The sequence below is a fragment of the Cohnella panacarvi Gsoil 349 genome (genome assembly GCF_000515335.1).
GTDB lineage: Bacteria > Bacillota > Bacilli > Paenibacillales > Paenibacillaceae > Cohnella > Cohnella panacarvi.
In genome coordinates this window covers 398,492-412,481 of the sequence record NZ_KI911563.1, presented here as the reverse complement: position 1 = coordinate 412,481, position 13,990 = coordinate 398,492, and the positions used below count along the sequence as shown (strand labels likewise).

9 protein-coding genes are annotated in these 13,990 nt (G+C 47.0%); all 9 read left to right on the top strand.

Annotated elements, in window-relative coordinates:
• The first annotated feature begins 13 nt into the window (after window positions 1-13).
• The 9 genes from COHPA_RS0102040 to COHPA_RS0102000 all read left to right on the top strand — a co-directional run bounded on the left by COHPA_RS0102040 (window position 14) and on the right by COHPA_RS0102000 (window position 13,880).
• A complete protein-coding gene (locus COHPA_RS0102040) occupies window positions 14-1,408 on the top strand; it encodes an ABC transporter substrate-binding protein (protein ID WP_027084528.1) in 1,395 nt (464 codons plus the stop codon).
• Entirely contained in the window at window positions 1,401-2,279 is an 879-nt protein-coding gene (locus COHPA_RS0102035; protein WP_027084527.1) for a carbohydrate ABC transporter permease, read from the top strand. Before COHPA_RS0102040 ends, COHPA_RS0102035 begins: the two co-directional genes overlap by 8 nt.
• Window positions 2,280-2,294: 15 nt before the next feature.
• On the top strand, window positions 2,295-3,173 hold the full coding sequence (locus COHPA_RS0102030; protein ID WP_027084526.1) for a carbohydrate ABC transporter permease: 879 nt from the start codon (window positions 2,295-2,297) through the stop codon (window positions 3,171-3,173).
• A gap of 18 nt (window positions 3,174-3,191) precedes the next feature.
• Complete coding sequence (locus COHPA_RS0102025; RefSeq protein WP_027084525.1) at window positions 3,192-4,322, top strand: efflux RND transporter periplasmic adaptor subunit; 1,131 nt, start codon at window positions 3,192-3,194, stop codon at window positions 4,320-4,322.
• A 75-nt stretch (window positions 4,323-4,397) separates the two neighbouring features.
• Entirely contained in the window at window positions 4,398-5,192 is a 795-nt protein-coding gene (gene pdaA / locus COHPA_RS0102020) for a delta-lactam-biosynthetic de-N-acetylase (protein ID WP_027084524.1), read from the top strand.
• Window positions 5,193-5,250: 58 nt separating this feature from the next.
• A complete protein-coding gene (locus tag COHPA_RS0102015; protein ID WP_027084523.1) occupies window positions 5,251-5,967 on the top strand; it encodes a 3-ketoacyl-ACP reductase in 717 nt (238 codons plus the stop codon).
• Window positions 5,968-6,367: 400 nt separating this feature from the next.
• Complete coding sequence (locus COHPA_RS0102010; protein WP_027084522.1) at window positions 6,368-7,570, top strand: S-layer homology domain-containing protein; 1,203 nt, start codon at window positions 6,368-6,370, stop codon at window positions 7,568-7,570.
• A gap of 42 nt (window positions 7,571-7,612) precedes the next feature.
• On the top strand, window positions 7,613-8,248 hold the full coding sequence (locus COHPA_RS25405) for a hypothetical protein (protein WP_156926586.1): 636 nt from the start codon (window positions 7,613-7,615) through the stop codon (window positions 8,246-8,248).
• A 343-nt stretch (window positions 8,249-8,591) separates the two neighbouring features.
• A complete protein-coding gene (locus COHPA_RS0102000) occupies window positions 8,592-13,880 on the top strand; it encodes a PKD domain-containing protein (RefSeq protein WP_035119326.1) in 5,289 nt (1,762 codons plus the stop codon).
• Window positions 13,881-13,990 lie beyond the last annotated feature (110 nt).

Genomic DNA, 13,990 nt, shown 5'->3' with positions numbered 1-13,990 from the left:
GGGAATGAATGAGATGAAGACAATCGGACTCCTGTTACTTTCATTGGCTGTTATCATCCTTTCTCTGGCCGCATGCAACAGCAATAATGTAAGCGGCAGCGATCAGACTAATGGCACCTCCAACGCGTCCAACGGATCGTCGGGCGCTGACGCGGGGGAGGAAACGCCTCCTTCCGGCGGCAAGAAGACGATTGTTTTCTCGGCATTCTGGCCCGACGAGCAATACGAAAGGGCGGCTAAAGCGTATGAAGCCGAGCATCCCGGCGTGACGATCCAATTCCAATATGGCTTAAGCAGGCCTTTCGGTGAAGAGGGAAGCGGGGAACAGAACGATGCCGATATCGAGAAATTCACGACGTCCACCAATACGGCGATGCTGTCCGGGAAAGGGCCCGACCTGATCGATCTTCGCTATTTGGCGGCGGATGACTATGAGAGACATCATTTGCTCGAAGATCTTAAGGCCAAGATGGATGGAGACAAGACCTTCCGCAATACGGACTATTTCGACAACGTACTGAGCGGCGGTTTGTCCGAAAGCGGTATTTACAGGCTTCCGTTATCCTTCAGCTTAAGCGGCATGGCCGGCGACAAAGCCGCAATCGCCGCGACCGGCGTAACCTTCGACGACCGGACATGGACGTGGGATGAGTTCATGAAGACGGGAAGAGAGCTTGTAGAGGCTAGGGGGAAATACGACTCGGCCATCGTAAGCGGGGAAGGTCTACAGGTCGGCGGCTCCGATTATTTCGTGCGCAGCGTGGTAGCGGACAATTACAGCCGATTCGTGGACGAGACAAATCGGAAAGCAAGTTTCGATTCTCCTGCATTCATCGAATTGCTGAAGCAAATCAAGAGCATGTACGACGACGGCATTGTCGGCAAGCAAGGCAGAGGTTACTTTGCGAATATCACGATCACATCCCCGGAAGATTATTTAATCACACTAAATACTTTCGGGAAGGATACCGCGTTCTACGTGAAGCCCCATGCAGGCGAAGAGACGGCTGGCGCATCCTTCCAGACGCGGGACGAGTTTGGAATCAACGCGAACTCGAACGTCAAAGACGAAGCCTGGTCGTTCTTGAAATTCTTGATGGACCATACGACGATCGGTCTTCCGGTCAATAAAGCGCGATTCGCGGAAGCCGTGCGAGCCTTGAAGGACAAAGGCATGTTCACACCTCCTAGCTTGGGCTCGACTCCTAGCGCACCGTTCAAGGTGAATGAGACTCAGCTCGACAAGCTTGAAGGCTTCGCGGAGTCTGCATCCCGCAAGAAGAATGAATCAGGCAAAATACTGGACATTGTATACGCCAATTCGAATGCCTTATTCGCCGGACAGAAATCCGCCGAGAATGTGGCGGACTTGATTCAGAATAAGGCGATGACGGTCTTAAATGAATAGCCTCCATTTTCGGCCGCCGAGGGGGGATGGCGTTGCCGCCGCGCTGTTCCTCCTGCCGAGTCTAATCGGTTTCTCCGTCTTTTATCTGATTCCGTTCTTGCTCGGATTGTACGAGTCTTTCACGGACGGCTCGCTTGGCGGGGAGTTCGTCGGCATCGGCAATTACGCGGATTTGCTGCACAGCGCTTCCTTCCGCAAAGCTGCGGGGAATACCGTTATTTTCACGGCCATTAGCGTACCTCTCTTGATCGCCATGTCTTTGGCCCTTGCCATTGTATTGAACCGGCCGCTGTTTCTGCGCAGTTGGCTGCGGACTTCCTTTATTCTGCCTCTCGTCGTGCCCGTGGCTTCGGTCGTAACGGTGTGGCAAATTTTCTTCGACTGGAACGGAACTTTAAACGCATGGCTGCACGGCATGGGGCATAACCGGATCGATTGGATGCAGTCGAACTGGTCGATGAGCATTGTCGTCGTCATGTATATATGGAAGAACGTCGGATATGACATGATCCTGCTTCTGGCAGGCTTGCAATCGATTCCTAAGGATTACTATGAGACGGCATCCCTCGAAGGTGCCGGCAGGTGGCATCGGTTCCGCCATATCACGCTGGTTTATTTGACGCCGACCCTGTTCTTCGTGCTGCTGATCTCTATCATTCATTCATTCAAAGTGTTCCGGGAAACGTATCTGCTTGCCGGAGATTACCCGTATGACCGGCTCTATATGCTCCAGCACTACATGAACAACATGTTCTTCGAGCTGGATGTCCAGAAGCTGACGGCGGCGGCCACGCTAATGGTTGCTTGCATCGTCGTCCTGACCTCCGGTCTGCTGCGGGCGGAACGACGGTTTCGCGAGAATACGGAGTAGGAGAGGAGGGAGAGAATGAACGACCGTCCACGCTTGTCCGGGCTGATCCTAACCTTACTGCTAGTCGCGCTTGCAGCTGCCGTACTGTTCCCGATCGGACTTACGCTCGTGAGTTCTCTGATGTCGGAAGCGGAGATTGGCTTGAATTACGATCTGATCGGGAAAATGGTAGATACGGCTAACGGCGGCCAAGAGGCGTTCGTCAACCTTAAGCTTCTGCCGGACTGGCTGACGTTGGCGCAATACTCTCAGGTCTTGATTCTAAGCCCGAAATTTCTGAGCATGTTCTGGAATTCGGCCGGTCTCGTCGTACCAATCGTCGCCGGCCAAGCCCTAGTGGGGTCGATGGCTGCATACGCCTTCGCCAAGCTGCGGTTTCCCGGGCGGGATAAGCTATTTTTCGTCTATCTGATGACGATGCTTATGCCGTTCCAGGTTACGCTTGTTCCCAACTATCTCGTCCTTCATGAGCTTGGCCTTATGAATCGTCCGTCGGCAATCATATTGCCCGGCATATTCGGAGCGTTCGGAGTGTTCATGATGCGTCAGTTCATGTCTCATATCCCTTACGCGCTAACGGAAGCCGCCCGAATCGACGGCGCCGGACAGCTTACGATATTCGCGCGGGTCATTCTGCCGCTCGCCAAGCCGGGGCTTGCCGCGCTGACGGTGCTGCTGTTCGTCGATTACTGGAACATGATCGAGCAACCGCTCATCTTCCTTCAGGACGCCGGCAAGCAGCCGTTGTCGCTCTATTTGGCGCAGATCAACCAATCGGCGAGAGGAGTCGGCTTTGCGGCTTCTTCGCTTTATATGGCTCCGATGGTGTTGTTGTTCCTCTATGCGGAATCGTATTTCGTGGAAGGCATTCAGCATTCGGGCATCAAAGGATAATTGTCGGGAGTGATCGTAATGGAAGGAAGGACGTCCGGGTTTAGCCAACGCCAACTCCGGCTGATCTCCGGTCTGTTCCTGGCTCTGCTCGCGGCGTGCACGCTGGCCGGGAATACGATCCGGGGAATGTCTCTGCCGAAAGTGTATACGCAGCTTGCTTCGCAAGGCTCGATTACGCATGAATACGAAGGAAGCGCCACGGTTCAGCCCGTCCGGACACGGGACATTCATAATCCGGCGGGTTGGAAGGTGAACCAAGTCTTCGTCAAGACAGGAGACAAGGTCGATAACGGGCAGAAGCTGATTGCATACGACAACGGCGAGGCCAAGCTGCAGTTGGAAGACATGTTGAACAATCTGAAGAAGCAACAGCTTTCCTATAGTCAGCTTCAAACGGATTATAAGGTTGCGGCAACCGAAGGCGACGAGGGTAAGCTGGCTGCCGCCAAGATCGCGCTTGATTCGGCCAAGCTCGATCTCGCCTCGCAGAAGAACCATATACAGAGTCTCCAGAAAAGTATCGCCGAAGGTCAGTCGGTGCTCGCTCCGTTCGCCGGTATCGTCGTTCAGGTTAACGCGCTTGCCGGCTCCGGACCAGGGGGATTGCCGGACGTTGTGCTGACGGATTCCTCCAAAGGCTATCAAATTCAGCTTCAAGTGCCTGGAGACGTTGCGGGCATGCTCGAGATTGGAGAGGAGCTGAATCAAATCTCGCTGACCGGCAAAGAAAGCCGGCAGCTAACGGGAACGATCGAAGCGGTGGATGACGGGATGCCCGGAGCTCCTGAGGGCAATCCGTCTGGCTTGAATGCATCGGCTATACAACCAAGCAGCGTGAAAATCAGGTTGGAGGACGATCAGCTTATTGGCGGAGAGCGCGTGCGGGTGAAGATAGCGAAGAGCAGCAAGGAACAAACCGTCATCGTACCCAAAGAAGCCGTACATCAAGATGGACGAGGGACGTACGTCTTTACGCTGGAGAGCAGGGAAGGAGCGCTAGGCAATGCCTTCTACGCGGTCGAGACGCCAATTAAGATCGCGGATTCCAATAGCTACGTCGTTTCCGTCGCCGAAGGACTGTTCGGGCAGCAGGAAGTGATCTTGAACAGTACGGGCTTCCTGATGGACGGGATGCGCGTCAGACGTTGACCGAACCGGAGTTCATGCATAATTGGAGTGTTCCCCGCAAAAAGTAGCCTATAGACTATACAAGGGGGAATAAATATGAGAAACAAGTCGGCGACTGCATTGGCCGTCCTGTTCATTCTTGCGCTGGCATTCCAAGCGATTCCGGCTTCAGCGGCGGCCGTTCAAGCCGAGCCTTTTCATTTCGGATTTAAGAAAAGCCGGGGAGGACAGCTTCCTTCGATAGCCGAAGAAGGATTCATGCCGATCCTGAAGAACCATCAGGCCATTTTCTTGGGAAATACGGACAAGAAGGAACTTTACCTGACTTTCGATAACGGATACGAGAACGGCAACACCGGCCAAATTCTAGATGTTCTAAAGGAGAAGCAGGTACCCGCGATATTCTTCGTAACGGGACACTTCGTCAAGGAGCAACCGGAACTTGTGAAGCGAATGGCAAACGAAGGGCATTTGATCGGCAACCATTCATGGAGCCATCCGGATATGACGCGAATATCGGATGAACAAATTCGGCAGGAATTGGAAAAGGTCCGTATAGAGGTCGCTAAATTAACGCAACAACAAACCATGAACTACGTAAGGCCTCCGCGAGGCATCTTCAACAATAGAGTGCTTGGCGAAAGCCAGAAGCACGGCTATACGAACGTCTTCTGGTCGATCGCATACAGGGACTGGGAAACGAACAGACAGCAGGGCTGGAACTACGCGTATACGAATGTTATCGGTCAACTGCATCCGGGCGCGGTTATTCTGCTTCACACCGTATCGCGCGACAATACTTTGGCTTTAGATAATATTATCGATGAAGCTAGAGCACGCGGCTATGAGTTTAAACGGCTGGACACGCTTGAAGTGAAGGTTTACCGATAACCTGCGTTATACAAACTTAGAAGGACAGTTATAGTTGAATAGAAAGCAGGGATCATACATGCAATCGTTACAAGGGAAAGTCGCTCTCGTAACGGGAGCCGGGCGCGGGATCGGTCGCGCCGTAGCCGTCGCATTAGCCCAAGAAGGCGTAAACCTCGGTCTGATCGGGATGACCTTGTCCAACTTGGAGAAGGTCCGGCAGGAGATTCAGGCGCTTGGCGTTAAGGCATCGATCGCTGCGGTTGACGTGAAGGATTTGAGTTCGGTAACGCAAGCCGTCGACCGGATCCAAACTGAACTTGGTGCGATCGACATCGTCATTAACAATGCGGGCACCGCCAAATTCGGTAAATTCCTTGAGCTTACGCCTGAAGAATGGGAGAATATCATCCGCGTGAACCTGATGGGCGTCTATAATGTCACGAGAGCCGTTCTGCCACAAATGATCGATAGACAAGCCGGCGACATCGTCAATGTATCGTCGACGGCCGGCGAACGCGGCGCTGCGGTAACCAGCGCATACAGCGCATCGAAATTCGCCGTTCTGGGCTTGACCGAATCGCTCATGCAAGAGGTTCGCAAACATAACATCCGTGTCACGGCGTTGACACCGAGCACGATCGCAACCGATCTGGCCATTGAACAGAAGCTGACGGACGGAAATCCGGATAAAGTGGCGCAGCCTGAAGATCTAGCGGAATTGATTGTGGCTCAGCTTAAGCTGAATCCGAGAGTGTTCGTGAAGTCCGCAGGCTTGTGGTCGACGAATCCGTAATCTGCATTGCTACATTGATAAGACTCCGCGCGCGGTGCGGAGTTTTTTTGACATTCACGAGCTTAAATCTGCCTGTAAGCAACGTAGAATATTAAAATTTCTTTGGTGCGCAGCCTGACCTGACTACATGAACAAGGATGCGGCTCAAGGTTAAAAATATCGAAGAGCGCACTCTAGACAACTGACAATAGTCGGAGGACAAGAATATGTACCGATTCTGATCCGCGTATATCGCGTTTTTTTCATTGTATCGACACAATTCTTGTCTATTTCCGATGCCAAGAATCTGTTCCGATTGCAAAAAACTCCATATTGTTATAAATTCAACAAAAAGTAAGAATTTATCAGTATAATCAATTCAAGAAAAAATCGAATTTTTATGAAGATAGGGGAGCGTACAATGAAAAAAATAAAAATGATTACAATGCTTTCGATCATTATGATGGTTTTATCTTATATTCCTGTTGCTGCTAGTCAAGATGTTCCAGTTCAAGGTCAATTCAAGGACGTTAATAAGAGTCATTGGGCAAAAAAGGCAATTGAAGAAGCTGTAAAGGCCGGCTATGTGGCTGGATATCCGGATGGAACGTTCAAACCCGAACAACAGGTAAGTCGTGCGGAATTTATTCGGATGTTAGTCGATGCACTAAAGCTACCGCACATCGAAAAGGGATCGCCTTGGTATCAACCTTACCTGGCAGCCGCTCTTGAAACTTACATCCACAAAACCTCTGATTTCAAGGATGGATACAATGATGTTCTTACCCGTGCCGAGCTTGTTAAGCTAGCAGTAAGATCCACTGATGAACAGTATAGAGCGCTTGGAGTGGCAGAGGATAAAAATTATATGGTTTACCAAGCAACGGAAGACGGCATTCTTGCAGGTGTCGGCAAAGGCAGACTTGATCTCGGCGGAACCACGACTCGCGCTCAAGCTGTTGCCATTATTGAGCGTATCATTTCTGTCAACAAAGGCGAGAAGCTATCTGTCGACAAGTATGCTGTTGCAAGCGCTGAGATTCTTTGGCATGGTACGAATATTTTCACTGTAATGCCGCAATTCTTCAATAAACCTGTAAACCATTTTCCCGGTTCTATTATGGGAATTAATTCCTGGAGCATGGATAAATTGAAATTGGAAAATAAAGATTTCAGCGGTGAACTGGTTGAGCTTATTGCAGTAAACCTAGGAGATAAGGATGATCCAAATCGAGGGCTTCTTCCATCCATTGATAAGCTGCAATGGGGTTACAATACTATTAATCCTATGCCGAAGGATGCTTATGTCCTGTTTGGAAGATACAAAATTAATTACAATAACAATACTAAAATATATCACAACGCTCTTGCCTTCGACATTCGCGGTTTCGAATCTAAGGATACACGTTTTAAAAAACTATCTAAACCTGCGGGATTATTTGTTGATGATCCGAATTTTAAATACCCGGATAAAACTATTATTTCCGTTTTCCCAGGCTCTGGCTATTCCTTTAATAAAGATCAATCTTTGACTATTTATCTTACGACTACAGGTAGTGCCGGAGGCCCTGCAGACAGCTTTATGACCTCTACAATTGTAAGCTCTTCTGTTGCTTCCCAATAATATCATCAACCATCTGTAATGATAAGGCATTAGGAGGTAGCCATGGTTAAGAAATCATTTTCTATCTTAAATATAATTGCAGTATTGGTTACTTCTATGGCGGTTCTTTTATCAGTACCGGCTGAGAAAGCAGATGCTGCAACACCGACAATAAAAGAAAAAGTAAATTTTACGTATTCCGAGTCGTCTAATGACGATAAAACATCCGTACCAGATTTTATTTTTTCACCAAATTCATCAAAATCTGCGTCAATTAATATCTCTGCCAAATCCGGGAAAGTAATCAAGAGCCTTGCTTGGTATACAAAGGGGGATACAACTTCCCCAATAAGATCCGTTCCAGGAGCTTGGTTGGATAAACCAAGCTTTTCAGGATCGGATATAACCTTTGGAACCATTGCTACATTAAAGGCTTCAGGCGGTTCACCTTATGGTGGCGTTTATTATTGGAATAGATCTAGCGGAACAGACGAATGGAAATCCAGTTATGAAGAGGTAAGATTCCCAAGTTCAAATAACTCAGCTTGCCCACCGGCACCAAAAGATAAATGGGGATACAAAGCTTATCCAAATTGTACAGATGATAGACTGCAACTAACGCTAACAAAGGATGGAAAATATACATTTCCATCAGACTTCTCAATAGCTGCTCTTAAAAAAAAAATCTATTGCAGATAATGCAGTTTTAACATCTTCAATTAAACCTGTTGACGTAGAATTAGCTGAGGATAAGATTGTCTGCAGCGGAATATACACGGCTAAGTGTGCAAAACCGGACTCCCATACAAAATACGAGGGAAAAATTAAAGAAGTAAAAAGCAACCAGCAAATAACAATATATTACACTCAAACATTTACTGAAGAGTCTTTAGAAGCACCCCTATACGACGAAGCCAAAAAACTTACTGGAGAAAAAGGCCTATACCACGACTATGCAGCCCCTGGCGCCAGACAAATCTGGTATTACGCAGCATTTTCGTTCAACTTTCAAGGGGATACATACATTTATGGGGACAAGGAAATGTACGTTGAGTGGGGAGATCCAGAAGATGTAACAATATCCGGTGATTTTGATATAACCCCAAGTACAATTAACTGGGGTGAAAGCTTTAGCTTACGCCCAAAGGACTTTAAAATACCGGCATCCTGCACCTATGCTTATCACGATTACATGATAGGAGGCTCAAGCAGCTGGTACAGCGATCGGGTCGGTTCCCAAAGTTCCTCGAGTAGTTACTCTTACTCAAACTACCCTTATAGCCTCGCAATTGGGCCCAACCTTGTTCAAATCAGGGTTACTGCAACCTGCGCTGACGGAGCTATAGACTCTGGATGGGTTAATGGCAAGTTTCTCACCATTAAAGAACGCGAAAACAACTCCCCGCCTCAATTTTCGGCTGGTTTCTTTAGAGAGTACAATCGTAATGGCATCATTCCAGACTATGAGGTTCCGGTAGGAACCAAGATTAACCTACGAATTATTAACAATAACACTAGTGAGCCGGCTATGCCCTATGATCCAGATGGAGATCCTATCACGTACACTTGGCTCTTTGAATCAAGCAGCAGTGCATGGGTTCGCAGTTTGCCAGATGAATATGGAGCATGGGAACATGATGAGGTGATTGGAAATCTAACAGCATCTGAACTTGGGGTACATAGCGTAACGGTTATAGCAAGGGATTCATTCGGGGCTGAATCAAGAAGGACTGTGTCCATATCCGTAATCCCGCCAAACCCCATTCCGATCATTGAAGGTCCTACTGAGGTTAAGGAAAATAGACCGCTTCCAGCACCTTTTTCTGGAGCTAAAAGCTATTCCCCTATGGGAAGGACAATAACCCAATACCTATGGGAAAACAATCTACCTAAATACACTACTGTAGGTACTGAAAGGATTAGGCTTGAGGTAGTTGATAGTGCTGGTTTTCATTCCCTGTACAAAACTGAGCATACACTAACCGTACTTCCCGATGAGCCACCTGTTGCTGTTGTAGAGTCTGATCCTTTAGGCATTAGGGTTGAAAGCTATGACATATTCAATAAATCCTATAGTCCGGACAAAGACCCACTCGTCAAGGCTACCTATCGGTATAAATACGACCAAGCCAATGATGGATTTGATAATGATGCTTGGGTTTCTTTAGCAGGAGATCTTGTAAAATCTCAAATTAAACCTGTAAAGGTAGGCAAGTATCTAATTGAACTTACCGTTGAGGAAGATTACGGTAAAACCGATACAGCAACGACTGTACTCGATACTACAAATCTAGCGCCTTCCGTATCTTTTACTGTAGAGGGTAAAAATGAAGTTCCAGAACCTCCAAATAAATATCTGATTCCAGCAGATAGAATGATTAAAAACTGGGATCTATATGAGACTAACTCCATGGTAAGGCTCATAAATAAGCCATACATGTGGGCAATAGCTGGAGACAAGCTACTAGCCGGACTTGGAAAGGGTATGGAACAGCAATTCAGCTATGAAATGAGTTACTCTTATGGACAAGGCCAAGTAGAGGCTCATCGGGTTTTTCCAGTGTTTACCGACAATGGTTATGGCCCTAATAGCATATCTCCATACAAAGCTTTGGCTGCTAGAGATCCTTTGAAATCCAGTCCAATACTAATACCAACCAAATCTCAAGCCTACCCGTCACCTTTTACAACGGGAGAAGATTATGCAAAACTAGAACCCGCTCAATTTCACACGATGGTTAGAAGCAACAATACACATGTTATATTTGATCAAAAAAGAGTTGCAGGGTATACAGACAATGGGAATAATATCTATCAGCCCGTTATTTTTGGAATGAACAAAAGCAGACTGCCAGGGTACGCATCAGAAACGATAATAAATTCAAGCAATCCCTATAACGTAACAACAAGCCTTATACACAAGTGGATCGGAAGCAACCCATACGACTTTATCATTGACATGTACAGAAAGAGGGAGTATCCCTACTATACGAAACAGGACATGACAAGAGATCCTAACTGGAAGGTCAAAGCAGATGCCGGGGATTTTTCCACTGCAAGCGGCAAAAGCAATTTGGGATACGAGACTCCAATGTTTGAAGTGGCAGGAAACAGGATACTTGCAGTATATAACACAAGGTACAAACCGCTATATGCCTATTATGAAAGCTGCTGCGATAGCGATGGTCGAGATAGGTATAAATATGTGTACCCGCCTAAAAACTATGCAGATGTCTACATCTATGATGCTACGACAGGAGAGTTTTTGGGGAGCTCCTTCGAAAATGGGGAGCGCGCGGAGATAAGCAATACGATATCAAACGGCAATCAGACCAGAATAATGACAAAGGGCAGCAATATAGTCCTACTAAGCTCAGAACCAACGCAGGACTATATAGAGATAGATAGGGATGGCAGGTTTATTAAATCTGGCAAGGTACCTTTATCCACAATAACTGTTAATTATGAGCAAAAGTACAGAAACTACTTTGGTCAAATCATAACAGCTCCAATGGCTACCTATAGCTGCAGTTGGGGATATGCTCAATATGGAACCTATTGGAAAGATGACGCAGGCAATTTCTATTCCTATAGGAATGTGGATTGCTACTCTGGAAATTCCGTTGTAAAGTTTGACATGAGTTTAAACCCTGATATTCCGCAGGGTGTATATTTGGTGCAAATAAAACCGGATTATACCGTTGGAACCGTTGCAAAGCTTCAAGGAACATCCATCTCTAGAGGTCAGGTTGGCATGTATGACTTCATGAGGGAGAATTATCCCATCCTTTTCTACAATCCTGTTACAAAGCAAGCTGTAACTAGAACTTACACAGTTGAATATTGTAACGGATGTATGTGGCCAACCAATACGGAGCATTCCAATATGGCAAACATGACTACAGGAGTAGCGGGACCATCAGGTCTAAATCCACTAAGGTATTACACGGATATGGGACCTTCATTCTATGTAACGCATTCTGGCGCTTATGGAAATGGGTGGGTCACATCTAGCGCAAGCGGTACTTTGGATAAGTTTAACTTCAACTCCGATAAGTACATGAGAAAAGAGACAACAAGCTATACTTATGGAGATAGAAAAACAAAAACACTTAGGCTCGGTGAATACGTAGGGGATGGCATATGGCTATCTATATACGAAGGCATTTATCAAGATTCTGGTCCTGGATTCGGACAAGGTGGAACAACACAGGATGCATACATGTTTCTTGATTCTGGCCTTGTAAACAACACTCAAGCCTACAAGACATTCCAGTTTGGTCAGTTTGTATCTCCAGAGGAATATACCGATGCGGAGTTTAACTTTACGCTTAGCATGGATAGTCCCACTGAGAATGCCAAGACGGCTGGATTTTCCTTTCGAATGGCAAGTCCAATAAATCGCTATGCTGTGGAGACAGACGGAGCAAGCATATCACTGGTTAAATATGTTGCAGGAGCAAGAACCGTGCTACAAACAAGAGCTATAGCGATACAAAAGAAAACGGACTACAAATTTAAAGTTCTTGTGAAGGGCGATCGAATAGAGGTATATTTGGGCGGGGTACCATATCTTGACAAAAGAGACGCAACCTTCACATCAGGCAAGTTTGGACCTTTCTCGGACAAATCCTACACAATCTTTGACAGGATTGAGGCAAAAGAGCTAAATGTGGAGGCTGCCACATGGCTTACGAGCTATGCCATTTGGGATGAAAATGGTGTAGAGGGTGAAGCCAAGGCTGAAGTTAGATACAGCGATATCAAGTTTGAGGATCCAGAAAATGATGCTCAAGCAGGAGACTTTGTATGGGGCATTACCCATACCCCTAAGTTCCTGAATAACCAAGGTCTGTCTTCCATGAATGGAAAGACATTCTCTAGTCCTACGCTTACATTCGATAAGGTTGGCAACTATCGTATTGGATTGAGGGCTAAGGATGATCCTAACGCTGCTTATCCTTTCCCTGGTATGGAATTTGATGAGTACAGAAAGGATTCCAATGAATATTGGCGTATTGTAACCGTCCATAGAAGACCTGTATCTTGCTTTGATCTTGGTATTCATAGCACAACCTTGAATGTAACTTGGAATGATTGCAGTTACGATCCGGACAGATGGCAAAGTTCAACTGTTTATGATACTGAATCAACGGGAATTGACTATAAGACAACTCGGGGAGTTACCGAACGGAAGTATTATTACATTACACCATCAGGAAATACGGTTAATGGCAAGCTGGTGACACCGCAAGAAGTCGGCACCTATACAGCCGGAATGCAAGTAAGAGACGATTACGGTGCCTGGAGTTACTGGACAGAGCATGAAATCGATATTGCCGTTCCGGTCATTCCCGACGATCCGCCAGTTCCGGGTTTCACATTAAGCACAATGACGCTAAAGAGAGGGGAAGCTTTATCGATCACTTCCACCGCTTATGATAAAGAGGACGGTGCAGCGGCGAATCTCACTCACGAATACTACATTCGCAACGTTACGACGGGCAGCGTAGAGTCATTACAGAGCACTAACAGGGGAACATGGGCGAAAACATTCAATTCGGTCGGAAATTTAGAAATCCGTCAAGTTGTCTGCGATTCCAAAGGGCAATGCGCACAAATGACCAAAAAGGTATCCGTTCTAAACCTAGCGCCCGTCTCAAACTTTGATTGGTCGCCAAAACCTGCCTATGAGGGGGATGCAATAACCCTTGTGAATCAATCTACGGATCATGATGGAGATACGATGTCTTTTACTTGGACAGTTACCGGACCGAATGCGTACAGAGCAACGTTCAGCACAACCAATGCCTCGATTCCAAGCAGTGTCACCAACAGTAATCCGGGAGTTTATACAGTTAGACTGAGAGCGGTTGATTCTTACGGAGAACCTAACGCATCGGATGCCGTAAAAACGATTGCGGTTAATGTGCTATCGGTTGCCGGACAAGTAACGCATACTGAAAATTGGGAGGAGAATAGACAACAATACAATAATAAATATCCGGGCTCGCAAAGAGCTGTAGATGTATTCTGGGCGGGTGAGAAATTCGTTCTTGCCGCAGATACGACTGTAACTGGAACGCTTACTACAGCAACCACTGTCACCGTGCGGATGGGAACGAACACCGTGTCGCTTTCTCCGACTAATGCAGCGAAAACAAGCTGGACCGGTTCAATGTGGGAAGAGGATTACGAGGAGCTTTCAGCAGGGACGTATACCTTCACTTTCACCGCGGCGTGGAGTAACGGAACGGTTAAGACGAACACAGTAACCGTTCGGATGCTCGATGACATCTACGATTATTTCCGGATTCATCGATTAAAATAAGCACTGTTATCAAGAATAGGCAGGGGCGATTCCGTCCTTGTCTTTTCTTTAGGACATGAATAAATATGCCGACCAAAATTAGATGTAAAGAGTCAAAAGAGGAAAAAGAG

What these genes read in the sequence shown, in the direction of transcription:
- COHPA_RS0102040 (WP_027084528.1), top strand. Translation starts at nt 14, where the DNA reads ATGAAGACAATCGGACTCCTGTTACTTTCATTGGCTGTTATCATCCTT.
- COHPA_RS0102035 (WP_027084527.1), top strand. Translation starts at nt 1,401, where the DNA reads ATGAATAGCCTCCATTTTCGGCCGCCGAGGGGGGATGGCGTTGCCGCC.
- COHPA_RS0102030 (WP_027084526.1), top strand. Translation starts at nt 2,295, where the DNA reads ATGAACGACCGTCCACGCTTGTCCGGGCTGATCCTAACCTTACTGCTA.
- COHPA_RS0102025 (WP_027084525.1), top strand. Translation starts at nt 3,192, where the DNA reads ATGGAAGGAAGGACGTCCGGGTTTAGCCAACGCCAACTCCGGCTGATC.
- pdaA (WP_027084524.1), top strand. Translation starts at nt 4,398, where the DNA reads ATGAGAAACAAGTCGGCGACTGCATTGGCCGTCCTGTTCATTCTTGCG.
- COHPA_RS0102015 (WP_027084523.1), top strand. Translation starts at nt 5,251, where the DNA reads ATGCAATCGTTACAAGGGAAAGTCGCTCTCGTAACGGGAGCCGGGCGC.
- COHPA_RS0102010 (WP_027084522.1), top strand. Translation starts at nt 6,368, where the DNA reads ATGAAAAAAATAAAAATGATTACAATGCTTTCGATCATTATGATGGTT.
- COHPA_RS25405 (WP_156926586.1), top strand. Translation starts at nt 7,613, where the DNA reads ATGGTTAAGAAATCATTTTCTATCTTAAATATAATTGCAGTATTGGTT.
- COHPA_RS0102000 (WP_035119326.1), top strand. Translation starts at nt 8,592, where the DNA reads ATGTACGTTGAGTGGGGAGATCCAGAAGATGTAACAATATCCGGTGAT.